Raw genomic sequence first — 25,636 nt, forward strand, 5'->3', positions numbered from 1 at the left:
CTAAGTATAGACCACCTGCAACACTTTGAAACTGAGACGCTGGTCCGGTTTTGGTGCGATCAGGCGGGTTTTTCGCGCCGTCTGTCGGTTTGCCAAGCGAGCAACAAGCAGGAAATCAAGGCTGGGATGCCAATCAGCGCGGTCCCGACAAAGAACCAGGCATAGGCATCGATCAGTCCGAAGTGGGGTTTGAGGGCTTCGACGGCGAGCCCCGACAGGCCCTTCGCGACCTTGCCGAGCAACGCGTAGGCGGAGCTCAAAAGCGCGTATTGAGTGGCGGAATAGCCGAGATTGGTTAGGCTCGACATATAGGTGACCAGTGCCGTTCCAGCGAATCCGGCCGAGAAGTTGTCGATTGCCATGGCGGTGCCGAATACCGGCAGGCTACCGCCTTGCCAAGCCAACCAGGAGAAGGCCAAGTTTGAGCCGGGACCGAGAATGGCGCCGATGATCAACGCACGAATTGCGCCGTATCGAAGCGCTGTCACCCCGGCGGCTGCAATTCCGAAAAATGTCGCGATCAGACCAACAGATGCGCGGATCTCGCCGACAACAGCCTTGTCCAAGCCAAGATCCACATACAGCGGATTGGCCATGGGCCCCATCATGAAGTCAGCCAGTCGGTACAGACAGACCGTGACCAGCATCAGGACTGCCAGGCGGCCGTGGGTCTTGATGAACAGATAAACCGGTCCATAAATTGCGTCGACAATTCGCTCAACGAGCCTACCGATCGGCGCGAGCACGCGGCGAAGCTTTGGCCTGTCAGCCAAAAACCGTTCGATCCAGCCAAAGACTCGTTCAACCGTGGTGGCTTTCAGTCCGTATCTGTAAGTCAAAAATGTCGCCAGGGTCAAAGCCGGCCGCTCTGGCCTCGCTGGCTCCAAGACTCGCCAAGTCGCGATTAACCCGACACCCATCAACAAGCCCATGACCTGATAGGACAACGGCCAGCCGAGGTCGGCCGCGACAATCAAAATCACCGCATCGGTCAGCAGCAGTGCGCCGCGATAGCCAAGCTGGCTCGCCGCAGTCAGGAGACCGAGTTCGTCGGAATCGGCCGCTGATTCGATACGCAACGCATCAATGCCAATGTCCTGGGTGGCCGACGCGAACGCCGCGACGACAATCAGCAGGCAGAAGCCAAATAGCTGTTGGCTCGGCGATAGAAATCCGGTACCGAACAGGGACAGCATCAACACGATTTGGGTCAGTGCCACCCACCCGCGCCGACGGCCCAGCCATTTGCCCAGGATCGGCGCGTCGAACTGATCCACCAACGGCGACCAGAGCCACTTGGCGGTGTAAGCCATGCCCACCCACGACAAGAACCCAATCGTGCTGAGCTCCAATCCTTCTTCGCGTAGCCAGAAGCCAAGTGTGTTGCCGACCAGCATGAACGGCAGCCCGGACGCGAACCCGAGCATCAGCAGGGTCAGCACCTTGGGTTTGCCAAGTGCCTTCAGGACATCGAGCGTGGTGATCGGTTTCTTGGCTTCAGCGCTCATAATCGACGACGTGCGGGGCGTGATCGGAGAATTTCGGTTCGGCGTGAATGCTGCTGGCACGCAATTTTGGGCGTAGCGTCGGGCTGACCACTTGGTAGTCGATGCGCCATCCCACGTTTTTCGCCCGAGCCTGGCCGCGTTGCGACCACCACGTGTAGTCCTCGCCGGACGGGTTCAGATGCCGATAGCTGTCGACCCAGCCGTGCTGGTGGAACAGGAGGTCGAGCCAGGCGCGCTCTTCAGGCAGGCAACCCGACGTCTTCTGGTTGCTCTTCCAGTTTTTGATGTCCTTCGCGGTGTGGACAATGTTCCAATCCCCACACAGCACATATTCGCGGCCATTCTTGAGCCATTCGCTGAAGATAGGGGTGAGATACGCGAGAACCTCAAATTTGAACTGCTGCCGTTCCTCAGCCGACGATCCGGACGGTAAATATAGCGAAACAACACTCAAATTGCCGAAACGTGCTTCGATATAGCGCCCTTCGCGATCGAATGGTGTCCAGCCCAGCCGATCAATCACTTGGTCCGGCTGCTGGCGGGCGTAGATCGCGACGCCGGAGTAGCCTTTCTGCTCGGCATTGTTGAAAAAGCGCTGGTAACCCTGGGGCCGGAACACGGCGTCGTCGAGTTGCTCGGTCTGGGCTTTGGTCTCCTGGACACACAGGCAATCGATTCCTTGCGCCGCAAACCAGTCGAAGAACCCTTTGCTCGCCGCCGAGCGAATGCCGTTGGCGTTGAAACTGACGATGCGCATGCCGATGCCGTCCCTGGGAAAGCGCGGATCGTATCAGCATCGGTTCTGGGGTCGGGATGGCAGACGGCTGCAGACTGCCCAGTAGCCGCGGCAAGCGGCTGCCAGTCTGGCGATCACGATCTTTCGGGACAATTTCGATTCGCACTTTGTGGGAGGGCCTTCAGGCCCGAATCAAGCTTGCGGCAAGATTCCTTCGCGGCTGAAGCCGCTCCCACAAAACCATGGAGCTCGACCGCGCTTGCGGCAAGACTGATTCGCTTCGTGTGGGAGGGCCTTCAGGCCCGAATCAGGCTTGCGGCAAGTTCGTTCGCGGCTGAAGCCGCTCCTACAAAAGGCGAACAGGCAGCGGCCGATACGGCAAGGCAGTTTTCTTGTTGTAGGAGGGCCTTTAGGCCCGAATCAAGCTTGCGACACGTTCTGTTCGCGGCTGAAGCCGCTCCTACAAAAGGCGAACAGGCAGCGGCCGATACGGCAAGGCGGTTTGCTTGTTGTAGGAGGGCCATTAGGCCCGAATCAAGCTTGCGACAAGCTCTGATCGCGGCTGAAGCCGCTCCTACAAATGGGCGGCTTGCAGCAGCCTGACTCAGCCGTCGAAGCCGCCACCGAACATCTGGTCGACGCTGACGGTTGGGGCTTGCTCGAAGGCGCCACCGAACATCGTATCGCTCTGTTCGTCGAATGCCGCGACAAAAAGGGTATCTGGGGACGGCTGAGCCGCCATCGCTGGAGCCGACGCATGTTCGGGTGCACGCACCCAGAATGCGCCAATCGCCAGCGCGCCAATCGCGGCGGCCGCCAGCACCGGCGGCATGCCGGCCTCGCGCCACCAGGTTTGCAGCCGATCGAACCACGACCCGGCCTGCACCCGAGCGACGTCCTGGGCCAGGGTTTGTGCCAGTGGTTCGGTTGCCAGCGCGAGCTTCAACGCGCGAATGTCGTCGGCGTGGCTGAGATCGAGCAATGCACGCTGATCACCGGCCAGAATGCCAGCCAATTGGTGAGTCGTCAGTTTGGATGCCTGGTCAGTCATCGATGTTCTCGCCTCCGCGCGCTCGCAGTCGATCCTTCAATTCTTCAATGCCGCGGTAGGACAATTGCTGGGCCGAGGCAATGGAAATGCCGAGCAGGCGGGCGATTTCGTCGGCAGTAAAGCCTTGAATCGCGAGCTTGACCGGCAAGCGCCGGCGCTCGGGCAGTTCATGGATCTCGGCCAATAAGCGCTTGCGCCACTCGTCGGCTCGGGCTTCAAGCTCCGGGTTGGGGGCTTGGGCCAGAGTGGGGTCCAGGTCGGCCTCGTCGGTATCGGCAAGGTCTTCCGTGGGGCGGTTTTCGACGCGCCGAAGCGCATCGACCACCGTGGTTACGACCACTCTCTGTATATAAGACGCAGGGAACTCAACTTTTTTGTCACTTTCCAGCGTTCGCCAGAGTTTGATACGGACTTCCTGCTCAATATCGTCCGGATCCAGGCCCTGGCCGCGCCCACAATGCTGCTCGACCAGCACCCTGAGGCGCTGGCCGAACTGCGCCAGGAGCGCGGTCAGTTGGGCTTGTCTGGAGTCTGGCATGCACAAGGGTCTGGCTGCGGGGCCCGCTAGCTTATTGACCCGGCAGGAAATAATCAGCAAGTTCCGGCCGGGTCAAGCGCGCGGGCCACGGATGGCCCGCCCGCGCCAGCACGATGCACTGGCGCGGGTTTCGAACCGGAGCCGTGCCGGACTCGAAACGAATTGAGTTGAACCGGAAGTTCAACGCAATTCATGCCGGATCAATATTGGCGACGAACGCGGCTCGCCAAGCTGCCCCTTGCCGCATTGCACCCAAGCCGAGCACAATCCGGCTTCTGGTTGTGTGGGGTCCTCGGTTTCAGGATCGGCTTGGTTCATGGTCCGACAGCGGAGTCTGTCTGCCTGAGCCGGGTTAAACCTGTGCCAGACTTGCCAACGAGTCGGCGCAATCGTGCCGATTTGCCGTCCGCTAGGGAGCACGTGTGTCCGGAATTCTGGTAGTCGAACGTTCAACAACCTTGAAGCATCTCCTGCAGCGAACCATGCAGGCGGCTCAGGTTGGCAGTTGGGCCGAACTCGACAGTTACGCCGACACGCTCGACCACCTGCAGCGTGCCCGCGATCTGGGCCAGCCCTACGCGCTGGTGATTCTCGGCGCGCCGGCACGGATGACCCGCGATTTTGACGATCTCCTCCTTTACCTTCGGAATCCGCGCGAATTGAAAGTGCCAGTTCTGGTACTCGCGCATGAACGCACAGCCGATCTCTCGGTGTTTCTGACCGCACGCCCAGAAACCCAGTTCTTGCTATGGGCCAACTTTTCGAAGATTCCGACAGTCATCCGCCAGGCTGTCGGAGCGCCCGCGGCGCCACCGGTCAGCGCACCAGAACCAAATCGGATCGATCGCGCAAAAGCCGAGATCGCCCGCTCAGAACAAGCATCCCAAGACCGCCGACCAGCGGCACCCGTCGCGCCGTCGCAGCCCTCGGCCAGCACAACCACGACCGCGCCTGGAATCGTGCGTAAGCCGGCTCCCACAGCCGTGCCAGCCGCGGTCGTTGAGCCGCCACCCGCAGCGCCCACCGATGACAGCCCTCACAAAGAGCCCAATGGCATCCATGTGCTGTTTGTGGATGACTCGGCCAGCGTGCGTCTTGCGTACAAGCATTTGCTTGAACGCAATGGCTACGGTTGCGATGTGGCCGCCTCGATCAGCGAGGGGCTCAGCAAAGCCCAGGCACAGCAGTTCGACTTGTTCGTACTCGATTATTTTCTGCCCGATGGCAGCGGTGATGAGTTGTGCCGGCGTTTGCACGCGATCAGCAAGTATCGCGACACGCCGGTTGCGATCATTACCAGCACGTACCGGGAAGACATTATCCGCAAGTCGCTGGAGGCGGGCGCCCTGGAGTGCACGTTCAAGAACGAGGCGAAGGAGCTCTTCCTGGCGCGCGTCCGGAGCCTGGCCAGCCAGGTCTTGATGCACAAGCAAGTGCTGGCCGAGAAGCAGCGCCTGGGTGGCATTCTCGGGTCGGTCGGCGATGGTGTGTACGGGGTCGATGCGCAAGGCATGCTGAGCTTCATCAATCCGACGGCGCTGCGGCTCCTGGGTCATGACGAGGAGTCCGCGCTGATTGGCATGCGGGCGCATGACGCCATTCATCATTCCGACGATCAGGGCTCGACCGTTCGCGAAGCCGATTCGCGTCTCGCTCAGGCCTACCGGAGTGGTGAGCAGATCAACCGCTTGGAAACATTTTTCTTTGATCGGGACCGCCGCGTGGTGCCGGTCGAATGCTCCGTCCACCCCCTGATGTTTCAGGGCAAGCGCGACGGCGCTGTCGTGGTGTTCCGCGATATTTCCGAACGCAAAACGGCAGATCGTTTGAAGTGGGAATTGAGCCACGACAACGCCACCGGTCTGTTCAACGCGCGCCACTTCACCCAACTTCTGAGCCAGGAGCTCGGCAGACGGCGCGAGGCGGGCGGGTACTCCGCTGTGCTGTACATCGACATCGACCGGTTCACTCACATTGTCGATATCGCTGGAAGCGAAGCCGCAGACCAGATTCTGGTCGATTACGGTCAGATGATCAGCAAGCGCCTGCGGGACGGCGATGTGTTGGCACGGCTCGAAGCCGATCGGCTCGCGCTGCTCCTGACGAATGTCCAGCTCGACAACTTGTTTACGGTAGCCGATGGCTTTCGCGAACTCGCGCGGCAGGTGTTCTACCCGTTGAATCGCCTGCGCCGACACGCCACTGCGTCGGTCGGGGTGGCCGTGTTGTCGCGCGATACACCGTCGCCAGAGTACGTGATCGAGCACGCCCGCGTGGCGTGCCGCAGCGCCAAGCATCGTGGTCGCGATCAGACCCAGATCTACGTGGGTGAGCACGACGTGCGTGTCGCGCGGGAGCTGGAGGCCGGCTGGATTTCGCGCTTCAAGGAAGCGATCGAGGAAAACCGCTTCGAGTTCGCGGCGCAACCTATTGTGCCCATCACCGATGTAATCGGCGCCCCCGATAGCCCCGAGGGCAGCTGGCGCTTGGGCAATCGTGAGCACGAGGTGCTGTTCGAACTGCTGATCCGGATGCGCGAACGCAAAGGCGAGTTTGTGTCGCCGGCCGTCTTCGTGCCACTGGCCGAGCGCGTGGGCATGATGTCGAAAATCGATCTGTGGGGCGTGCGCCACGTGCTCACTGTGCTGCAGGAGAAGAACGCGTTTGCCGGTCGTGTGGCCTTCAGTATCAATCTGTCGAATCAGACCCTGGCGGACACCGAAGCGATGTCGGCCATCTCGGACTTGATCAGATCCAGTGGCGTGCCACCGAAGTCGTTGGTGTTCGAGATCACCGAAACCAGCGAGATGACATCGATGCATCTGGTCCGCAAGCACATGAATTTGCTGCGCGGCCTGGGCTGCCGGTTTGCACTCGACGACTTCGGCACCGGTTTCTCGTCGTTTACGCATCTCCGCCACTTGCCGGTCGACTTCGTCAAAGTCGAAGGCAGTTTTGTCGAAGGCATGGCCGACAATGATCTCGACCACACCATGGTGTCGAGCATCGTCAATCTCGCGAAGTCGATGAAGCTTGCCGTCATTGGCGAGCATGTCGACTCGGCAGCAACGTTGTCATCGCTGCGCGCGTCGGGCGCCGAGTATGCGCAAGGGCACTACCTCGGCGCGCCGAAGAAGCTCGCGGATCTAGACTTCAGCTCGTTTTGATGGCCGATAGGTTCGGCCATTCTGAGCCAATGTGAAATTCGCGAGGTGGGCTATTCGGGGTTTTCGAAACCGTTCCGGAAGACGCCACTCGAACCAAGCCGGGTCAGAACGACGTCCGTATCGTTGCCGTTCCAAACCCGGGAGCCCACGGCCATGATCAGCCCAGCTGGATCGACATACAGCCGCTGCACAAACGAGCGGTTGTTATTTGGATTGCTGGAACTGAACGTGTGTGACCAGCTCGCGACGCCGTTCGTACCGAAGTTTGATTCGGTCAGCAAGCTCAAGCCATTTGCGCTCGGTGAGAACGCACGCATCTGGCTTGGCGTGGCGGTTCCATTCAGCGGCGCGAATCCGAGGGCAATGAACACATAGCCTCCATACACGAGGGGCGGCGTGATGCCGGCGTTCGTCAGCGAAAACTGCATTGGCGTGCAGCTGACCAGCACGCTTTCGCCAATGTTGATGCGCGCCACCGCCGCGTGGCGCTGCCCCGAGCTCGTGTAGAGCAAACTGGCGGCATAGTCGGTGCCGGTTATTGCGGTGATGCCGATAATCGACGGGATCGCCAGTGTTGGACAATGGTCGATTCCAACGTTGATATTTGGAATTTGCGGGTACAAGTCAAACGCGATGCCATCGCGCAAGGCGTAGTGTTGCACCACGGTGCGGCTCGGCAAAGTATCGCCGAGCAAGGTCTGCGCAATGACGTAGGCATTCGCCGGCTGATTGAAATACACCGCAGTGACTTGGCCATCGGATTCGCCACTCGCGATGCCAAGCACACTCTGCGCAACCGACGTATCGTGGTTGCTCGTTGCTGGCATCTGCGCAAACGCGGGTTCTTTGACCCCCGTTCCGGATTTCGCCCAGCCGCCGATGAAGTAGTCGCCACCGGGCAGGCACTCCAGATCGTTGATCGCCTCGTCGCGCTCGCCGCCGCCATCGACAAGGCTGAACACTGCCTTGCCATCGCTGGAATAGGTCAGGTCCAAGTCACCCGCCGCCGTAAAGCGCACCAACGCCATATCCTTGGGACCACCACTACCCGACGCTCCCGGTGCGCTTGCTGCGACCACGAACCGACCTTGTGTGTCTTGGCAGGCATCAATGACGTCCGTGATGTTCAGCGCCTGAAAGTCCACCTTGCCATCACCACCACCGAAGCTGATGTCGGCAGCGCCCGTGTAGAGATTCCGAGACAGCGCGATGCCCACCAGATTCGTGTCGGCATTGCTGATGTCGACCCGCGCGACCGCAGTGATCTTGCCGTCGTTCGGATCCGAGAATGCCGCAATACCGAGATCGGTGAATTGGGAGCCCGAGAGGTCGAACGACACGGCCACTCGGCCAGGTGCCGGGGTCGTGGAACTCGTGAACGTGCCTTCCAGTTCGGCAAAATAATTCAGGTTAAAGGAGCCGGCGTAAGCGGCAGTAGCGACGAGGGTAGCGGCGCAAAAGGCAAGGCGAGTGACAGTCTTCATGGCATACCAGATTTGGGGTTCAAGTCTGAGTACGAGATGGGGCACCCAAATGGGGCAAACCCCAAAGTCGAACACTAGATTGGCGGGTTGAAATGCCGATTCCGGACCGCTTCGCGAACATCCCAGCTTGGTGCCGCAGCTTGGGAAGACACCCCAATTTGTGGCCAGCAACTTGCGCGAATGACGAACCAATACTGGCGGCCATGCCATGGCTGCCTAGAATCGCCACCAGATTCGGAAGCCTTGACCTGGAGGCAGCATGACACCCACTACCCAGCGCCGGAACAAGCTGGCGCTGTACGTCTATTTGCTGGTCGCAGCCTATGGTGTCGTCTTGACACTCTGCCAACCGGTGAAGGTTGAGCTGGGCGTAAGTCAGCTCAGCGCCAAACACGTCAACGACCTGCTTGTCGCACACTACGGCTCGAAGCTCCACGCGGTGCAATGGCAGACCGACCCTGCGGTCCAAGGCTGCAACCGGCTCAGTTTTCGGGCCACCGAGACCATATTGGACCGACCAACCCTGGTCCGGCGCTTCTCGGACAGCATGAACGCCGCAGGTGGCGTTGCGTGCGGCTCTGGCCTCAGTGTTCAGACCCTGCCCCCTGCGGTACTCGGGTGGCTACCGCTGCTTGCGCTGGGTTTGTTTTGGCTGATTACGTTTGTCCTGCCCGTCCTGTTGAACCAGGGTGTATCTGCGCCGCCAGGGCAGCTCCAATCCCTGCTGGTCTCCTATGCCAGCCGATGTTGCCTGGCGTTGAGCCTGGCTGTGCTCGTAGTCATGATGGGCCGATTGGCTTGGCTCTTTTCAAGCGCAGGCTAGTTGCGGACTGGTCTTGCGGCAAGATCGGTTCGGGCCTGAAGGCCCTCCCACAAACAGCGAATCAAGCTCGCGGCAAGAATGACTCGGGCCTGAAGGCCCTCTCATCAATCACGCCATAACCCATTGGTCTTGCGACCCAATAAATTGCGGGTGGTGATGATTCTGACCGCAAGTAACCCCCTCCCTTGGCCCTCCCCCGCGCTCGCGGGGGAGGGAGAAATGCTCCCTCTCCCACGCGAGTGGGAGAGGGCTGGGGAGAGGGCTACTTGCCACACTGTGCCGTCGTGAAAATCGCGCATCGTCGCTGACAGTTTGATGCGCGAATCAGCGCACCAAAGGGGCGGCTAGACTCCCACGCGAGTGGAAGCGGGCTGGGGAGAGGGCTACTTGCGACACTGTGCCGTCGTGAAAATCGCGCATCGTCACTGACAGTTTGATGCGCGAATCAGCGCACCAAAAGGGGCGGCTAGGCTCCCACGCGAGTGGAAGCGGGCTTTGGAGAGGGCTACTTGCCACACTGTGCCATCGTAAGAATCGCGCATCGTCGCTGACAGTTTGATGCGCGAATCAGCGCACCTTCCGTGCGACCATAGCTCCCAAAAAAAGGCCCCCGCTCAGTCAAGAGGCCTGGACATCATCCAGGCCTCCTGCGCAGACACTACCGAATCACTCGAAACCGTTGGCAAACAAATTCGGGTTGATGCGAACCAGGTTGTACGGGGCCGGCCCCACTTGGCTCGTACGCGAAGTAACCGTCGACCCGGAGATCACACTGGCAATATTGCCGCCACCTACCACCATGAACTCGGTGTAGCTGGCTGAACCGGCGGTTGACTTCAACGTCACGCGAACTTCGAGCTTCTTGTTACTGGCAGCCGCAATGGGCACCAGGTTGCCGAGGGCCTGTGAGTAATTGACCTGCAGGCTGCCATCACCGGCCACGGCGGCAGTGCCAGCCGAACCGATCACCAGACCATCCATCAAGATCGCCACACTCGCCACGGCCTGTTCCACTTCCGCTCGGATCATCGCCGCGCCAGGCGACCACACATCGCCGGTGTAAACGACTTTCTTGAAATAGACGGTTGATCTCGTGATCGCGATGCTCGCATCCTCGTCGAATCGACCCGGGTTCAGGATCTCGCCATCAAACGCGATCGCCGATTGTCCCGCCGACATCACCACCGGCAGCCCGCCGGGATAGTTCACATCGCCCGCCTCGGCAATTGCTGAGATGTTCATGGAAAAGTTGACGCCGGTGCTCGTCGTATAGGCCGCATCGGGCAAGCTGTCGCGGTTGATGTCCAAAGCGGTGACGTCATTCGCAGCTGTGCTGGTGAGTCGGCGGCGGCTCCAATGATCGTCCAAACCTTCGCGGGAGTAGAGGTACACACCCGTATCGGTGGCGGTCAGCACGTCTTCGAGACCATCGCGGGTCCAGTCGGTGACTGCATAGCCGTTGATTGCTGCGGATGGCGACTGATCGATCACAGTGTATGGGGATGCCGGCGTGTTGGTTGGATTCCACCAGGCCAGGTCGCCGGTTCCGGTCATGAACAGGACCTCCGGGGCGCGATCAGCGTCCAGGTTTGCAGTGGCGCACTTGCCGGTTTGACCAATGTCCTGGACTTGCACCATTTGCGCAGTCTGGCCCCAACCGATGCTCACCGTGTAGGCGTTCATCTGATAGCTGAGACCATCGGATCCACAGGCCAGTGGCGAGTCAGCAAAACCGACGTAGTCGGGCAGCACCGTCACCGTACTCGGCAAGATGCCGCTTGATGCGCGTGGGTTTGACGTTGACCAAGTGGTGCCGGTATTGCGCAAAGCCATCAGTGCGCCGTTGGTGTTGCTGCCAGCAAACAGGTCGTCGTACTCGTCATCGCTCAGAACGTTTCCGGTTGCAATCGTCGAGGCACCGGCGAAGTCAGCGATCTTGCTGTCGGTCCAGCTGAAGAATCCCGAGTCGTTCTGGATCACCGTCCGCACGGCACCGGCGTTGGGCACCACGTACGCATAGTCCATCCGGGAATCATTGTTGAAATCACCAATGCTAAAGTCGCTCGGCGTGTTCGCCAGAATCTTGAAGATGGGTGCCGCGAACGTGGTGCTGCCGCTGCCCTTGAGCATCTCCATGTGCGAGCCACTGGCCAATGGCTTCAGGGCCAGCAGATCATCGATGCCGTCGCGATCGGTGTCCCCCGCCTCGATCCGGGTCAACCCCGCCAGGGGCGTCGCCTGAGTCGTGGTGCCAAATCGCGATTCCAGTCGTTGCGCGGTATTTCGGACAAACTTGAAACTGCCGTTTTCCAGTCGAACCAGGAGATCGCTGTCAGCGTCGCCGCGAGCGTCACCGGTACCAATCTGCGTAATGTTGGACGCAAAGCTCGTGATGGTTTGCTTGGACTGGCTGGAGCCTGCGAGCCCGGTTTGGTGCAAGACCAGATCACGCCGTTGTTCGACTGTTGGACCTTCAACCGTGACGATGTCCAGAATCCCGTCTTCATTCATATCGGCCGCGACGACGCCCGATCGGTTAACGCCTGGTTCCACGACACCGTACATGGTGTAGCTGGACCAGCCGGTATCGGGATGGTACTTGCGGAGAAACAGGTTTACCGAAGCCGTCACCAATTCTGGCCAACCATTTCGATCCAGATCCGCGAAGAACTGGGGCTCGTGAAAGAAATTGACGTCGAACGAGCTGTCGGTCGTGGCTGTAAACACGCCGGTCCCCTGATTCGTAAAGAGCCGCGAGGCGGCGGTGTAGCTCTGCGTACCGTTCCAGGTGGTTTGAAAATTGACGAGGATGTCGACATCGGTGTCGCCGTCGAAATCGGCGACGGTCAGTTGCGAGTAGTCGCTGAAATGTTGCGATTGAATCGTCGTTTCGGTGGCGAAAGCACCCAGGTTGTTCCAGCGAATTCGCAAGTTGCCGCGATCGACATGGACATCGTTGACGGTCGCGAGGAATTCATAAGTCGAAAGAATCCCAATATCGGCATCGCCATCGTTGTCGAAGTCGGCGACGCGGGTTTGATAGGTGTGAATCCCCAGCGTGTTCCCGTTGGAATCGGTCCAATCCCGGCGGTCACCCAACGTGAACGCGTTGGTGTTGCTACCCAGGTAGACCTGCAGCGTGTAGTCACCGGTCTGGCCCACCCACTCGACAATGCGGGCGATGTCGGGAATCCCGTCACTGTTGAAGTCATCCACCGAGAACGCTACGCCGCGAGGCGTGCAACTGGGACAGACCGGCAACGAAATGCCTGGTAGGGCCACGGTGCCATAGCGCAGCGGGTCGAGTGGGGTCGGTGTTTTGGGATGTGCAATGCGATTGCCGCCCGCATACCAGGACGCTTCGCCATCGCCATTGAAATCAACGCCAACCGGCTTGCGGGCATCCGACCAGGGGTGCGCCACACCGTCCAAATCGGCAGGCATGTCTTCAACGACGAAAGGCGAGGCAGCGGCGTCCAGGCATAGGGTGATAGCCAGGGTGAGCAAAGCAATGCGGGGGAACAAGTTGTGGCGTTTCATGGTTGCGGTCTCCGTGAGGTCTTGTTTGGAGATACGGACCGCCTGATCGAAACCCGCCACGCTGATGGGTCACTTTTTCGGATCGGCTCGGCAACCATGTTGCAGGGACGTTTTTGCGCTTTCGCCGTGCGATATGCCGACGACCGTCGTTTGGTTCGGACTCCTGGGTTCGATCGATGGCTCGGCCCATCAATCGGGCAGTGGTTGAATACGGTCGTCACACAACGGCCAGACCTGATCGCCGATCCTCAACAACGACCAACGCTATTCGAATGCGTCGGCGAACATCGCATCTGGTGCACTCGTGGCATTCGCTTCAATGGCACCGATGTCGCACAGGGTCGCGGGCCTTGGAAAGCCCCGCTGATCCTCGGGAACCAATGCGCAGTTCGCCTGTGCCACCGCATTGATCAGCGGGCTGCCCGTGCTAGGCGCGATTCAGCGTCACCGCGCCATTGCCATGGATCTCGACACTGCGACTCAGGCTGAATGGCGTGCTCAACATTATCGTGCCCGCCAGACCAGGCTGAATATTGATCTGATCGTCGGCCGCGGCAAGATTGATGGCGTCACGGAGACTGCCCGGTCCGCTATCAGCCAGTGTCGTCACCGTCCACGTGGCAGCAGATGCCGCGCTCACGAGGCTGGCGCTGAGAACCACGGTCCATGCACCGTAACGAATTGCCTTTAGCATGCTGCGCTCCTGATGGGGAAACGTCCGAGGACTCGAGGTCTGTTTTGACCCAAGCCTGATGTCGGACTGTTAACGCAGAAGCGGAAGATGGTGCGCAGATCGGTCAGCTGATTTCGGCGCTCAAGGCCGATGCGTCTTGCGCCATTCGATCATCGCAGGCAGCAAGGCTGGCGGATCGCACGGAGAGACGGGTGCAAGCTCGCCGGAAAGCGGGCCAGCGTGACGCGTGCCCGCGCGCCACGCCGTGCCATCGTTTCTTTTAGCCGCGGAGCTCGACCGCCTTGGCTGCGGTCAGCAGGTCCTTGGAGGTCTTGGCAATCAGGTCGGTCTGGGCTTGCAGGTTGTCGACCATCGCCACCGCGAAGCGAAGTTCCGCCGGTGTGGTCCAGCCGGGTTGTCGAATGATCAGAATGAGGTCGCGAAGATCAGTGCCCTTGCCAAGATTGGCGAGCGCCTTGCTGAGCGCGGTGATCTTCTTCTGTAGAACGGCATGTTGTGCACGAGTTGCCATGGTACTTCCTCCCAAGAGATGGTGACACGCTGTCACCGGAGTGATGTGGTTACGAATTGGCATCTGCTGCCCTGCCCGACCGGCGCGCCGGTTTGATGCTGGCGCTGTGGACTGAGGCAACACAGGTTGACGTGCAGATCACTTGGCCAAACCAGGCACGGCCCGACTGGTGCCGGCTGCAGCAACCTGTGCCTGGACACAGGTCCTGTCGATGCTGATACCGGCGTGTGACCGGCTCAGCGCAAGTGATCCCCTCGTCTTTCCCAATCTATAGAACGCCGGGCCGCAACATTGTGCACAGTGATTTGTCCCGTCAGCGCAGCGCTAGGTTGGAGTGGGATCAAAACGGTGATGCCTGACGACACCTGCGTACGCTGCCGCCGTCTTTGAAGCCGGGCCGGTTGTTCCAGGCCTATGACCAGACGGCGTGATGGCGCGACGGAAGGCTCAAGGTTCGCTTCAGCATCTCGCTGCGTGCGGCGGACGCCTGATGACTCGCGTGCAACGATTCGGAATCGGTCAGCCGTGGCAAATGGTGGTCACACGGCGAGTAGTGTTGAGAAGGCGAGAATCACGACGTCGCAAGGAGGTCGGGCCCCGCAAAGGTCGGCCCAGAGGCCGACCTTTGTACAGACTAGGACAGTTCGATTAAGCCGTTTGGCGCCGAACCACGAGCACACCGGCCAGAGCCAGCAGACCCATCAACGACCAAAGGGCCCAAGGCGTGTTCGCGGACACCGGGGCGGCTTCGCCGGCGCAACGACCATCAATGGCAAACGAGAACGCAAGTGCTGGCGGGCCGATCACAGAATCGACAGGCGTCCAGTTCGCCACACCCGCACCCGGCGCAATGATCACGCCGTTGTCCGTGGTACTGGCCAGTCCTGCCGACGCCGCAAAGAAGTTGTTGAAAGAAGCAGCGTTGGACGCTGCGGTTGCACCGTAGCCGGAGATCCAATACCGCGTGCCCGAGGTGAGCACCAAATTGGTCGGGTTGAAGGCGACTTCATGAATGCTTGTGCCGACGCCGAACGCGCCAAGCACGACGGACGATGTCTGTTGGGCGGTGGCGAACGGAATGATCGAGTTGGTTGGTGCAGGACTGTTTCCCGTGCCGTCGTCCTGGTAAAGGTCAATTGCGAACGGCTGCGGTGCGGCGTCGGCCTGCACCATCTGCGTCCGGATCTGCGTGACCAGGATCTGATTGTTGGGGCAGCCGGCCAGCGTCAGCACGAAGTCGTCGGCAGAACGGGCGGTAAGCGTGCCCGAGCTGTCCTGAGATGCCAACGAGGTGCTCCCATCGGACTGCTCGTTGTCATACAAACCACCTGGCGGCACGTACGAGCCACCGGCCGGGATGCCACGCGTCACGGTGGCTTGGTTGAACAAGTTCTGGGCATTCACCGGCGCGTACGCCGCGACGGCCAGGATCGAAACAAGGAGCAAGGGGGCTTTCATGGCAGATATCTCTCGATGGGGGCAGCAAAACCCAGCGAGCGTAACAAGACACGTGCTTAAACGGCGGCGTTGTAACGCAAATTTCTGAATCCAGTCCAGTCTGGGTCTGAAATGGCCAGTGGTTCCGGGTGTCTTGCGGGCGCTGGACCCCGGGCACGTGCCATAGCGTGTCGACCAGTGACGCCTAGTGGGACGACGCAACTTGCCGCTCCTCGACCGGCTACGCAAACTATATGGCGACACCCGCAATGGGGTAATCAATTTGAAATTTGGCGCATCGCAATTTGTCTGAAGGTAATTCAAGCATTGCGCATCGCCGGGTCGGCGTCAGCCGCGCCGCTCAGTGGCAGACCCTATTGTCGTCATCCTGGCGCAGCTGGGATCCAGGGCAATCTTGCGCCAACGATCGGTCTGGCGCGCCGTGCGCCATCGTTGCGACCACGCCGCACGATCGCCCTGGATCCCGGAATCCGCTGCGCGGCTTCCAGGATGACGACAATAGTGACGCAAGCACTCGAGCACGTTCGATTCGTTCGGGCGGACCTAAGAGGGTCTGATTAAGTCCATCCTGGACTTTCAGACCCGCACTGAGTCCGGCACTCAAGCCTGCCCCGGCGAAGGCCGGGGTCCGGACTCAGTGCTCCTGAATCAAGCACTGACGTGCTCGATTTTGGGCGGGCCGTCCATGGGCCGCATCGCCTCTGAACTTGTTCAGAGGCTCCCTAGACGTTTCCATGAAGTCTCTACGGCGAGTGTTCGATCAAGTATGGTTCCAGAGCCGGACCAGCGGCCGCGCGAAAGCCGGACGACAGCACCAATTGCTGGACCTGCGCCGCGTTGACGCGTACTTGCAGGCGCAATTCGGTGTGATCGGCAGACCAGCCCTCCACCGCTTCGACACGCAACACGTTCGCCTCGCCCAACGGGCCAGTGTCAAAGCCTCGATACCGAGGGTTCATCGGTGCTGAGAACTGAATGGTGATCGTGCTCAATGCTGGCGCTGCAGGACGACTCGCCTCATTCAGACCCGTCACCGCAAGCACACGTGGCTGTTGCGCCCGATAGCGTTCTGCCAAAACTGACAACGGCTCCCGAAAGTAGCCTGATTGATCCACCAGCTTCTGGACAGCCTCGGCATCCTGATAGTCAAGTGCAATCAATTCGCGATTTGCTTCAGCTGAATCGCCGTGCTGATCGAAGTACGCCCGGGCGATAGCATCGCCGACGTAGTAACCCAGATCACGAATCCCGAATGCGTTGTCGGCATCGTTGTAAAGCCAATCATCCCAGTTCGGACTAAACATCTCGGCCGCGAATCGCTCGCGCACCGGGTTGGCATGCCCTGCCCCATACGCCAGCGCTGGTGAGGCCGAGGGTCGCCCCATGGCTTTGGTCGACACGAACTCGGCCACGCCTTCCTGCAAACTCACCGCCAGCAAATTGCTGCCAAAGGCGCCTTGCTGCGTGTGTACGTACTCATGGACATTCAACAAGGCCAGGTTCTGAATCGGGTTCGTGTCGAAGTAGCGGCGCAGATTGCCCGCCAAAGGCTCGGGTAGCTCGTCGGTAACCGCTGACGGGTCGGCCATTGCAATCTCGGCGCCAATCAGAACCTGATCGTTGAGCGTGGTGCCACCCGACATCAGCGCGCCGATCGTGAACGTCACCGTCGCCGGTTTGGCTTCGGGATACAACTCACGAAGTTTGGCCAGGCCCGCGTCGATGTCTGCTGCGTACTGATCGGCATTCAGCGTGTTGGCGCGAACCGACGCAAAGAAGCGCGGGTAGTGGTTGATCGCATCCAGGTAGTCATCGACCGAATAGTTGCGCCGCGCCATCATCGCATGCAACCCGGCCGACCCGGGGTCGATATACACGCGCTTGAGGATCTCGACCTGCTTGGTCCGCGAGTCGGTCTCCCTGATCTGATTATAGGCTTGCCAGAAGCGCGGGATGTCGGCGGTGATGACTTGCCGGGATTCGTTAGACGTCGCTGTCGCTGCTTGGACGCTCAGGGCAGCCAGGCATAACAGCACGATGGTGCCGAAGGTTGGCAAGGTCCATCTGCGTGTTCTTAGCATGGGCGGCTCTGCATGGGGCGCGAACGGGATGCAGCCCACGGAGCGACTGCGGCGAATCCGATTTGATGCCGCGAGTTTGGGGTTGGTTTAGTTGTTTGCACTAAGCGCGCGATGTCGCGCTTGTGGTGGCACGCATGCTTTGCGTCGATCGTAAAGTTCGCCGCGTCTGGCGCGGCGCCACGGAAGCATTCGTTGGCAGGTAAATCGATGAGCGTTGCTTGGATCCGAGAGATCGGATCCAAGCAACGAGGTCACGAATTATGGGAACTCAGTCTCATCGTCACAGGAGATGGACTGTGATCCGACTCGACATTCGGTAGTCCAGCTGCTGTTCCACAGGATCGTTACCCACTGCCATGAGCCGGCCGCGCCACCACCGCTACCGCCCGCGATAACAGCGTATGTGCCAGAAGCCATGAGGGAGAACTCGGTTGTACTTGGATTTCCATCAATCTCTGCGGGCGTCCAGTCCCCGTAGAGCCCCATTTCTTCGTTCAAGAGTCTGATCGACTGTCCTGGTTGAAGCGTGTAGTTTCCGTACTCGACCAACAGAATCTGTCGCAACGCCGGGGTCAAGACAATGGGATTGATCGACACATTCCTGTAAGCCACCGGGTCCGCAAGCGCATAGAGGCTTGACAGGAGCAGCACGGCTGCAAGCAGAAGCTTTGATACCTTCTTCATTTTTCCTCCAAGTGTTCGTACTAAAAATGAAATCTGAACCACTTCATGACGTATCTTATTTGCAGCACCTCCCCGCGACTTCTTGCGCCAGTTCGTTAGCCATTCTGATTTGCTCTTGCGTTAATCCACCGGCATTCCCGGAACTCGTCACCGAATAGACCGCAGCATCATTTTCGTGCTGCGAGATCAGCTCCTGCAGTCGTTGCCTCTCGGTTGCCATGCTTTCTGGTGTGTGACTGAGACGGGACTTTAGAACGTTAATCGCAGCGAGGCTGTATCCTAAGGACTGCACCGGATCTGCTTCGTAGATTGACGGAGCCTGCGTAAAATCCGATCCTCCATGCAGGACAGAACGAAGCATCATCGCATCGATGTTGCCTGCGGCAATCTCTTCGTCCATGTACTTTGTCGCTTGCTTCTTATATTCGTATAGCTGTCGGTTCCCCTCATTCAGAGAGCGATCTGAGACATCTGGCCGGCCCAAACTGATGTAGTCTCGCTTTGCTGCCCAGTCCCCAGATTCGGCGAGCATTCCTATCGCTTCAATAGCAGCTTGGCGCTGTTCTTTTGAAACGTTTCCACATCGGGAATATAGGGCTGCAATTTGCATCAACCGCATCTTGCTGGGCGGGTTTCCTGTATTGCTAGCCTGCGCCATTATTTCACTGCGCATGTCTTCGTAGCTCCTTGGCGAGAAGGGGGCGAATCCTCGCTGCGAGCATGCGATATTGGCGTCCCAGATCGCTTTTGCTGCTTTCAGATCGCCCTTTTTCATCAGGTTCAGCCATCCACTGAACTGAGCGCCAAAGTTCTGGATCTCATATCTATCTGCATTTCGTGGATTCATCAGCAAGTCCGCCTGCTTGGATATAGCGGCGAATTCAGGATCGTCCGAGAAGCGCCTTACTTCGTTAAGCGCTTCCTCCGTACCATCAGTCGCGTAGATAGTAGGGTCTCGTGTAGTTTCGGACTCTACTGTTGGATCGACTTCCATGCTGCGGTCGTGGGTCGCCGTAAAGTAGAGGGCTACGACTATGAGCACGACAATTGCGGCGAGTAGCTTTTTCATCTTTGTAGTAGGCTCGTTCTAGTGACGTAGTTCGGGCTATCGACTGGCGATACAAGTCTATGGATGCGGATTCTTAAAGTCTGAGACTCTAAAAATTGGCTAAATGAGACTGAAAGGATTCATGGTTCGGTAGAAGTGGGCGAGTGCACAGTCTGCGCAGCCTCATCCCCAAGTTAAGTGAGTGGTTTTATGATATTTCGGTCAACCGAATATTTCAAATCCTCCCATATACATCAGCGCTATTGGCGCAGGGCTCCCGGGGCACGTTCATAGCTTGTGTTGTGCACCACGGTTGCACGCCTCTTCAGCGCATACAGACTGCGATTGCTGCGGCCAGGGTTTTGGCTGCCAAGCTAAATTCAACGAATTGATGGTGCATTTTGATCAACTGAGCCGCGGCTGCCATCTTTTAATGTCCAACCCGTCTCAGTGGTTCTGATCTCAGCCGTTGGCCGGCAGTCGTCGTTACGATGTCTTGCGCGACCGGGGTTTCCGTATATTCCTTCAACGTCGGAAGTGCAGCACACACAGCCATCGACTGGTTGAATCTCAATGTACTGTGGCCATCCGCGTCGATCAGTAAAGCAACGGTGCGGCCCGTGCGCTGTACTCTTAAAGTTTGGCTCGGTTGTTTTGTCCATAGCATCCTTGCTTGAGGGATTGATTGCTTCTGTCCATCAACGCCGGAACCGTTTCAGGAACTCCTGCAAGCTCGGCTTTTCGGCGCGATTCAGGAAGCTCGTTTGTTGATCGAGTGGTTCGGCGAGACCGCCGAGATCGTTGTCGCGGATGTTGCCGGCAACGGGCGATTTTTCGCCGCTGCTATACAGCAACTGGCCTTCGATGCGGCCTTGTGCCCAACCGGTTTGGGTCGGGTCCAGGTGCAGGGTTTGGGTGATGATCAGGCGCAGCGCGCTTGCGGTGAGATCTTGTGCTTGGTGTTGGCCTAAGTCGCGGGTGGCCATTGCAATCAAGCGGCGCAGCGCGCTTTCGATCGAACTGCCATGTAGCGTCGTCAGCACCAGATGACCTTGGTTCGCGGCGCGCAAGACTTCGGCGGCGCTCGCTTGATCGCGCACTTCGCCGAATAGCAGCATCGTGCCGCCCTGGGGTGCAGTCGGATAGGCGCGCAACGCGGTTCGAAGCGCGCGGATATAGGCTTCGGCCGGATCGAGTGTAGTGTCCACTTCGGTCTGCACGCATTTGCCTTGGCCATGCCAACCATGGAGCGGCATTTCGATCGGGTCTTCGATCGTTGTCATGTAGCCACTGTAGCGCTGCAAACGCGTCGCACCAATCGATGCCAGCGTGACGCTCTTGCCAGAACCTGTCGGCGCAACCACGAGGACCAAACCGCCACGACATAAGTCTTCGAGCTCGAACAACTCACGCCATAGGTGCGGTAGGTTCAGTTGCTCTAGCGCTGGCACGGCAGCGGGCAGACGGCGCATCGCGGTCATGATGCCGTCGCGGCAGGGATAGCGTTCCACGCGGAAGCACGCTCCCGACCCGAGGTCCAGTCTGCTACTGCCTGGATTGGTGAGCATCTGAACTTCGGAACCGAGGCGGCGAAGTAACATTTCGTGGTCACTACTCGTGGCTTGGGCGCGCTGGCCTATGCCTACGGAACAGTCACCCAGAACGAGCTCACCGTTTGCATCGTGTTTTAGGTGGAGGTCTCGGATGCTCGCTGGGATGTCGAGCGCCTGTGATGGGATGAACCTGATCAGCGTGCTCATGAATTAGTCGCTCAGCAAGACCACAGACCGGGTGTTAATCGTGCAAACAGTCGTTAAAGTTGCTTCGGAGGGCATGGTCTGACCGACGACGGTCTTGACGTCCGTGGTGCCGGTTCCCAGTACGGAATTGCTGACAGCGATCGCGTCGATTAATGGCCAAGACGTCAGAATGACCCGTCGGCAAGTATCTGGCCGAAGCACCGAGACGACAAGGCGCATACGGGTGTTATCAGTGGCGTCGGCAGCCACGGTGATCGTTCCGTTCAGGGGGTGCCGGATGTCGGTGCCGTTAAGAATCCATTTCTGCGGCAGGTTTGGAACGATCTCGTCCTTCGTGATCCCAACGTAGCTGGTCGACTGTTCGTAGTTGCTTCGCCCGGTTGTGATGATCAGTTCCAGCAGCTTCGAGAAGTCGGCGTCTTCGAGATCGCTATAGGCCTCACGTGCGATCGGAATGCCGACGGCAGCAATCAGCGCGCCTAGCAGCAGCACGATCATGAATTCCTGGAGGGTGTAGCCACGCATGTTCAGCTGCCTTCCATGTCTAGGGTGTTGTTGGTGGCGGCGCAAGCGTCGAGGTCGGCTGTAACCAACGTCGCGGTGCTGCTCGTCTTGCGAACGACGGCATTCAACTGCACCCGCGGGTAGTGCAGCCAGGCTTGCCGGATCAGCGCGCGGCATTCGCTGCTGCTTAAGTTGCTGAGTCGGATCCAGAACGCAAAGTTGCCATTCGGAACCAAGCGCAACGGCCGGTTCAGCGCCGTGCGCAGAGAGTCAATGTTGCCACCGGACAGTGTGCGCTGATTGACCGGGACCAAGTCTGCCAACTGGGCAGTCGTCAGCGTCGCGTAGCCATCGGCTTGGTTCGCACCGAGCTCCTTGGTGCGCGCTGCTGCCCGGTGCGCAAGGTCTAAGGTTTCGTTGACCTTGCGGCGGGTGTCGAGCATCGACGCGAACGCCAGGATCCCGGCAGCCACCAACGCTGCGAGCAGCAAGGTCAGACTGAGATTCATCAGGCTGTAACCGGTTTGGCGGTAGGTTCTCATAGGTATGTTCGCGTCTTCAGGGAGAAGGGGGCCATCCATGGCCCATGTGGGGGTACGTCCTTATTGGTTGGTGAACACCACAGTTGTCGGCTGTGTTGCAGACTGACAGTTTGTATCCGCCAGAGTCTTCGTGTAGGCCACGACGGATGCGCCCTTGCTGTCCTTAACCGCAGTACCGTTGACGGTGATTCGTTCAAACTGGCCTTCTACGCCGGCGACAACTTTTGAGCATGAGGCAACGTCCATCGACATCGTGATGGTGTATGCGCCGTCGGTATTCGTAGGCGGGTACGTTGCGACACCAAGCGTGACGTTTCCGAGTCCGATTGGATTCTTGATGTTGCCACCATTCAGACGGTTGGCAGGCAAAGACTGATTGCCGGCGAGCGTCGCGACAGCCAATCCGGTGTAAGGGCCGCCATTCGGAAACTCGCTCTTGATGCCTACTTGGATTTGGCTGAGCAGCTCTTTGGAGTCATTCACCTTGCCAGCGGACTGGCTCCACACAAACGCCGCCAGCAACCCAGCAGCGCCAAGCAGAATCAGCACGTTGTAGAGATTGAATTCGAGGATGCTGTTACCAGCGGTTTGGGACTTGGACGGAACTGCTTTGACGTTACGCATGGGGTTTCTCCTGGTGGTTGCCGTGTCAGACGGTAGGGTTAATGTAGGGAATCGTTGCGACGCGATTCCCGCGGTTTGAGGGGGGTTTTTCGGGCTTTTCTCATCGAATCATGGGATGCCGTTCTGGAGCTCTTGGACGTAGTCCTGGGCAGAGATCGTCACGGTGTAAACGGCGCCATTGATGTACAGGAACAACAGCACGAGGCCGACCATGCTGGTGTAGCGGGCAATGGTGGTCAGCTGCGAAATGCTCTTGCGCAGCTGTTTGACGCAGTCGTTTCCGAGCAGCTCCAGCGCCTTGGTCTCGGCATCGGCTTTGGCATAGTCGCGCAAGTTGCGCATGACCTCTTTGTCAAGCAGACCGGTGTCCATCGCTTGCACGACGGTGGCGCCGCGGGCCGATAGACGCAGGATCATTTCGTCGAGATGCTGTTTGAGCCACGGCGTGGCCTCATGGACGATGCCTTCCAGCGCGTGCCGCAAACCACGACCAGATCGCTTTAATCCGGACAGCGCGATCATCGTGGTTGCGCTCATGTAATCGCGATAGAAGCTCCACGGCACGAGGTGGTGGTCGAGCCACATTCGAACCGGGCTGATCCAGGTCGGTAAGGTGCGAAGGATCTGCCAAGTGATCAGCGCCAGCGCGAGCAAGGTCCAGTGCCCGAATACTGGCACGTACTTGCTGAGCCACAACATCGGCAGCGCGAACGGCGGCCAGCGATCTTCCGGCACCAGATCAAGCAACACGTTGACGACCATCCCCGGCAGTGCGTAGATCACCCCAAGCAGCATCAACAGGGAAATCAACGGCCCGGCTAGCGACGCTTTGAGCTCACCCAGAATCTCGTCCACTTGCCGTGCCGCGTCGCGCGCGTTGGCGAGCCCTTCCGCCACTTTGCCGGCTTCGTCCGCGGCATAGAGCATGGTGAATTCGGCTGGCGGCAAATACGGTTTCAGCGCGAGTGTGGTGAGGGTTGGATTGTTCTTCAGCTCTTCCAGAATCTCACTGAGCACTAGGTGGAATTTGTCACCGTCTTCCAGGGCGCGGGCATGCATTTCGGTCAGTGCTTCGCGCAACGAGACGCGTCGGCCTTGGCCGCAGAAGTCATGCAATTTGTCGTAGAACAAACTCCGGCGCTTGGCTGAAAAGTAGCGACGACGCAAGCGCCACGCCCGGAACGCTTCGCGCTTCGATGCCAAGTCGAACCAATCACGGAGCGTATCGCCCCAGTCTTCGAGCAGGCCCGCTATCATGGCTTCACCACCGCCAGCATGGCCTTGCGTTCGTGCGCCTTCGGCACATGGATCTGACCGAAGCGATGTTCGACATCAAACGGACAGGCTTGGCCCATCAACATCAACGTATAGGCCGAGCTGTAGGCATTGCCCGGCGGCAGGTTGTTCTTCGCGGCTAGTTCGCCAGAACTCCAGTACTCGCGGGCGCGCTTCATATCGTTCATCTGCAATGCTTCGCAGAGCGTTTCATCGGGCACCAGAATCTCGGCGACCAGCTTCAGGCCGGTGGCGCCACCACTGCAATGTTCGCAGCCATCGTGGTTCTTGAAGCGAAGTTGATCCCAGGACGCGTGTGAACCAAGCGTTCGGCGAATTCGATCGAGCTGTAGCGCGAACACCGGATTGCGTGCCTTACGCTCGGGGCTGATCGCACAATGTGGACACAAGGCGGGTAGCAGGCGCTGATTGCAGATGGCGCGCAGGAACCCCGGCTCGCCCAGTTTTTCGATATCGATGCCGAGCTTGATGATGCGGGTTAGCGTCGCCCAGGCATCGGTCGCGTGTACCGACGACATGATCAAGTGCCCGGTTTCGGCGGCCTTGCGACAGATCCCTGCGGTGCTCGCGGTTCGGATTTCGCCCAGGATCACGGTGTTGACGTCCTGGCGCAGCGCGCTCAACACCGCCTCATCGAAACCTTTGCCATCGATGCTGACCACCGGGTGTTGGCAGGCGCCTTGAATGCGCAGTTCGATCGGGTCCTCGACGGTCGCGATGACTTTGCGTTTGCCGTAAACCGCCACCTGAAACGCACCGAGTGCGCCCAGCGTCACGGTCTTACCGGAGTTCACCGGACCGGACACCAACACCAAGCCGTCGGACGCCATTGCTGCCATCTCGAGTGCGGCGCGCTGGTCCTGCGAGTACCCGCAACCGGCCAGATCGCGACGATCAGCCGCACGAAAATTCGACTGCACGCGCATGACGATCTTAAAGGCATCACCTTTCATCGGTGCGCTTTGGAAGCGGAGCTGCGCGCGGATCGTCTCAGCCTCGCTGCCCTCGCCCAAGCGGAAATCACCTTCGATACGGCACTGCTGATACATCGACTTGCGAAATTCGTCTGCCGCGGACGACGCGTCTTTCATGTTCCACAGCGTAATGGCCATTTGCTCGCCGTGACTGCGCGTCAGCTTTTCGGCGAATGGCACGATGTCGCCGTGTACGCGAAACGACACTTCGGTATGCGTGTCTTCAGTCTGCAAATGGATGTCGCTGGCGCCCAACGCAATCGCCCGCGCGACCACGTGTTCGACGAGCACGCGCGGCTGACCCTTTTCGGCATCGGAGAGCACTGGGTAGCGCGCGGCGTCACGACCGGCGTTGTCGTAAATGACGCGGATCAACTCCGCACTGGCCAGGATCTTCCGAGCGATACGTACATCTGCTGCATGCGCTTCGCGCTCGATGGTGATGCGCGTCTTGATGTCATCACCCGTCCAGACCAGCACGACTTCATGCTTGCGCGTCTCGAAAATGGCACCCACCGCGCGCTGTGCCGGCGACAGGTTGACCACCCCGCCCTGCCCTGACAGCACACGGAGAATGGTCTGTATTTGTTCAAGTTCGAGTCGCTGGTCCATG

General features: G+C 59.3%; 21 protein-coding genes. 2 read left to right on the forward strand and 19 right to left on the reverse strand.

What is annotated here, in order from left to right:
• Positions 1–59: 59 nt before the first annotated feature.
• The 4 genes from C7S18_RS20225 to C7S18_RS20240 form a co-directional block, all read right to left on the reverse strand.
• A complete protein-coding gene (locus C7S18_RS20225; RefSeq protein ID WP_106893270.1) occupies positions 60–1,508 on the reverse strand; it encodes an AmpG family muropeptide MFS transporter in 1,449 nt (482 codons plus the stop codon).
• Positions 1,498–2,265, reverse strand: a complete 768-nt coding sequence (locus C7S18_RS20230; RefSeq protein WP_106893271.1) for an exodeoxyribonuclease III — start codon at positions 2,263–2,265, stop codon at positions 1,498–1,500. The genes C7S18_RS20225 and C7S18_RS20230 overlap by 11 nt, the downstream gene beginning before the upstream one ends.
• 583 nt (positions 2,266–2,848) lie before the next feature.
• Positions 2,849–3,295, reverse strand: coding sequence for a hypothetical protein (locus C7S18_RS20235; protein ID WP_106893272.1), 447 nt, complete (start codon positions 3,293–3,295; stop codon positions 2,849–2,851).
• On the reverse strand, positions 3,288–3,833 hold the full coding sequence (locus C7S18_RS20240) for an RNA polymerase sigma factor (protein ID WP_106893273.1): 546 nt from the start codon (positions 3,831–3,833) through the stop codon (positions 3,288–3,290). Before C7S18_RS20240 ends, C7S18_RS20235 begins: the two co-directional genes overlap by 8 nt.
• A 422-nt stretch (positions 3,834–4,255) precedes the next feature.
• On the opposite strand from C7S18_RS20240, the gene C7S18_RS20245 reads away from it, so the two are divergent.
• On the forward strand, positions 4,256–7,000 hold the full coding sequence (locus C7S18_RS20245) for an EAL domain-containing response regulator (protein WP_146152033.1): 2,745 nt from the start codon (positions 4,256–4,258) through the stop codon (positions 6,998–7,000).
• Positions 7,001–7,050: 50 nt separating this feature from the next.
• Here C7S18_RS20245 and C7S18_RS20250 read toward each other — a convergent pair whose 3' ends face one another.
• Positions 7,051–8,484, reverse strand: coding sequence for a hypothetical protein (locus C7S18_RS20250; RefSeq protein WP_146152034.1), 1,434 nt, complete (start codon positions 8,482–8,484; stop codon positions 7,051–7,053).
• 259 nt (positions 8,485–8,743) lie between these two features.
• Here C7S18_RS20250 and C7S18_RS20255 point away from each other — a divergent pair, with 259 nt between their 5' ends.
• Entirely contained in the window at positions 8,744–9,307 is a 564-nt protein-coding gene (locus tag C7S18_RS20255) for a hypothetical protein (RefSeq protein ID WP_106893276.1), read from the forward strand.
• A 666-nt stretch (positions 9,308–9,973) separates the two neighbouring features.
• Here the strand turns inward: C7S18_RS20255 and C7S18_RS20260 are convergent.
• The 14 genes from C7S18_RS20260 to C7S18_RS20320 all read right to left on the reverse strand — a co-directional run bounded on the left by C7S18_RS20260 (position 9,974) and on the right by C7S18_RS20320 (position 25,635).
• Entirely contained in the window at positions 9,974–12,847 is a 2,874-nt protein-coding gene (locus C7S18_RS20260; RefSeq protein WP_146152035.1) for an FG-GAP repeat domain-containing protein, read from the reverse strand.
• Between the two features lie 264 nt (positions 12,848–13,111).
• Positions 13,112–13,249: a choice-of-anchor Q domain-containing protein gene (locus C7S18_RS25425; RefSeq protein WP_425481082.1), complete on the reverse strand. Its 138-nt coding sequence runs from the start codon at positions 13,247–13,249 to the stop codon at positions 13,112–13,114.
• 25 nt (positions 13,250–13,274) lie between these two features.
• Positions 13,275–13,541: a hypothetical protein gene (locus tag C7S18_RS20265; RefSeq protein WP_106893278.1), complete on the reverse strand. Its 267-nt coding sequence runs from the start codon at positions 13,539–13,541 to the stop codon at positions 13,275–13,277.
• Positions 13,542–13,800: 259 nt separating this feature from the next.
• Positions 13,801–14,052 (reverse strand): hypothetical protein, encoded by a 252-nt coding sequence (locus tag C7S18_RS20270; protein ID WP_206207935.1) that lies wholly within the window; start codon positions 14,050–14,052, stop codon positions 13,801–13,803.
• Positions 14,053–14,700: 648 nt separating this feature from the next.
• Entirely contained in the window at positions 14,701–15,510 is an 810-nt protein-coding gene (locus tag C7S18_RS20275; protein WP_106893280.1) for a hypothetical protein, read from the reverse strand.
• Positions 15,511–16,253: 743 nt separating this feature from the next.
• On the reverse strand, positions 16,254–17,591 hold the full coding sequence (locus C7S18_RS20280) for a hypothetical protein (protein WP_146152036.1): 1,338 nt from the start codon (positions 17,589–17,591) through the stop codon (positions 16,254–16,256).
• A 258-nt stretch (positions 17,592–17,849) separates the two neighbouring features.
• The gene (locus tag C7S18_RS20285) at positions 17,850–18,275 is read right to left on the reverse strand and encodes a hypothetical protein (protein WP_106893282.1); all 426 of its coding nucleotides are present in this window, start codon (positions 18,273–18,275) and stop codon (positions 17,850–17,852) included.
• A gap of 55 nt (positions 18,276–18,330) precedes the next feature.
• Complete coding sequence (locus C7S18_RS20290) at positions 18,331–19,344, reverse strand: hypothetical protein (RefSeq protein ID WP_106893283.1); 1,014 nt, start codon at positions 19,342–19,344, stop codon at positions 18,331–18,333.
• Between the two features lie 677 nt (positions 19,345–20,021).
• Positions 20,022–21,083, reverse strand: a complete 1,062-nt coding sequence (locus tag C7S18_RS20295) for an ATPase, T2SS/T4P/T4SS family (protein ID WP_106893284.1) — start codon at positions 21,081–21,083, stop codon at positions 20,022–20,024.
• Positions 21,084–21,086: 3 nt separating this feature from the next.
• Positions 21,087–21,581: a hypothetical protein gene (locus C7S18_RS20300; RefSeq protein WP_146152037.1), complete on the reverse strand. Its 495-nt coding sequence runs from the start codon at positions 21,579–21,581 to the stop codon at positions 21,087–21,089.
• A gap of 29 nt (positions 21,582–21,610) precedes the next feature.
• Complete coding sequence (locus C7S18_RS20305; RefSeq protein ID WP_106893286.1) at positions 21,611–22,129, reverse strand: hypothetical protein; 519 nt, start codon at positions 22,127–22,129, stop codon at positions 21,611–21,613.
• Between the two features lie 60 nt (positions 22,130–22,189).
• The gene (locus tag C7S18_RS20310; protein ID WP_106893287.1) at positions 22,190–22,753 is read right to left on the reverse strand and encodes a type 4 pilus major pilin; all 564 of its coding nucleotides are present in this window, start codon (positions 22,751–22,753) and stop codon (positions 22,190–22,192) included.
• Between the two features lie 108 nt (positions 22,754–22,861).
• Positions 22,862–24,010: a type II secretion system F family protein gene (locus tag C7S18_RS20315; RefSeq protein WP_106893288.1), complete on the reverse strand. Its 1,149-nt coding sequence runs from the start codon at positions 24,008–24,010 to the stop codon at positions 22,862–22,864.
• Complete coding sequence (locus tag C7S18_RS20320; protein ID WP_106893289.1) at positions 24,007–25,635, reverse strand: GspE/PulE family protein; 1,629 nt, start codon at positions 25,633–25,635, stop codon at positions 24,007–24,009. The genes C7S18_RS20315 and C7S18_RS20320 overlap by 4 nt, the downstream gene beginning before the upstream one ends.
• Position 25,636 lies beyond the last annotated feature (1 nt).

Origin of the sequence: Ahniella affigens (genome assembly GCF_003015185.1) — a bacterium.
Classification (GTDB): domain Bacteria; phylum Pseudomonadota; class Gammaproteobacteria; order Xanthomonadales; family Ahniellaceae; genus Ahniella; species Ahniella affigens.

What these genes read in the sequence shown, in the direction of transcription:
- C7S18_RS20225 (WP_106893270.1), bottom strand. Translation starts at nt 1,508, where the DNA reads ATGAGCGCTGAAGCCAAGAAACCGATCACCACGCTCGATGTCCTGAAG.
- C7S18_RS20230 (WP_106893271.1), bottom strand. Translation starts at nt 2,265, where the DNA reads ATGCGCATCGTCAGTTTCAACGCCAACGGCATTCGCTCGGCGGCGAGC.
- C7S18_RS20235 (WP_106893272.1), bottom strand. Translation starts at nt 3,295, where the DNA reads ATGACTGACCAGGCATCCAAACTGACGACTCACCAATTGGCTGGCATT.
- C7S18_RS20240 (WP_106893273.1), bottom strand. Translation starts at nt 3,833, where the DNA reads ATGCCAGACTCCAGACAAGCCCAACTGACCGCGCTCCTGGCGCAGTTC.
- C7S18_RS20250 (WP_146152034.1), bottom strand. Translation starts at nt 8,484, where the DNA reads ATGAAGACTGTCACTCGCCTTGCCTTTTGCGCCGCTACCCTCGTCGCT.
- C7S18_RS20255 (WP_106893276.1), top strand. Translation starts at nt 8,744, where the DNA reads ATGACACCCACTACCCAGCGCCGGAACAAGCTGGCGCTGTACGTCTAT.
- C7S18_RS20260 (WP_146152035.1), bottom strand. Translation starts at nt 12,847, where the DNA reads ATGAAACGCCACAACTTGTTCCCCCGCATTGCTTTGCTCACCCTGGCT.
- C7S18_RS20265 (WP_106893278.1), bottom strand. Translation starts at nt 13,541, where the DNA reads ATGCTAAAGGCAATTCGTTACGGTGCATGGACCGTGGTTCTCAGCGCC.
- C7S18_RS20270 (WP_206207935.1), bottom strand. Translation starts at nt 14,052, where the DNA reads ATGGCAACTCGTGCACAACATGCCGTTCTACAGAAGAAGATCACCGCG.
- C7S18_RS20275 (WP_106893280.1), bottom strand. Translation starts at nt 15,510, where the DNA reads ATGAAAGCCCCCTTGCTCCTTGTTTCGATCCTGGCCGTCGCGGCGTAC.
- C7S18_RS20280 (WP_146152036.1), bottom strand. Translation starts at nt 17,591, where the DNA reads ATGCTAAGAACACGCAGATGGACCTTGCCAACCTTCGGCACCATCGTG.
- C7S18_RS20285 (WP_106893282.1), bottom strand. Translation starts at nt 18,275, where the DNA reads ATGAAGAAGGTATCAAAGCTTCTGCTTGCAGCCGTGCTGCTCCTGTCA.
- C7S18_RS20290 (WP_106893283.1), bottom strand. Translation starts at nt 19,344, where the DNA reads ATGAAAAAGCTACTCGCCGCAATTGTCGTGCTCATAGTCGTAGCCCTC.
- C7S18_RS20295 (WP_106893284.1), bottom strand. Translation starts at nt 21,083, where the DNA reads ATGAGCACGCTGATCAGGTTCATCCCATCACAGGCGCTCGACATCCCA.
- C7S18_RS20300 (WP_146152037.1), bottom strand. Translation starts at nt 21,581, where the DNA reads ATGATCGTGCTGCTGCTAGGCGCGCTGATTGCTGCCGTCGGCATTCCG.
- C7S18_RS20305 (WP_106893286.1), bottom strand. Translation starts at nt 22,129, where the DNA reads ATGAGAACCTACCGCCAAACCGGTTACAGCCTGATGAATCTCAGTCTG.
- C7S18_RS20310 (WP_106893287.1), bottom strand. Translation starts at nt 22,753, where the DNA reads ATGCGTAACGTCAAAGCAGTTCCGTCCAAGTCCCAAACCGCTGGTAAC.
- C7S18_RS20315 (WP_106893288.1), bottom strand. Translation starts at nt 24,010, where the DNA reads ATGATAGCGGGCCTGCTCGAAGACTGGGGCGATACGCTCCGTGATTGG.
- C7S18_RS20320 (WP_106893289.1), bottom strand. Translation starts at nt 25,635, where the DNA reads ATGGACCAGCGACTCGAACTTGAACAAATACAGACCATTCTCCGTGTG.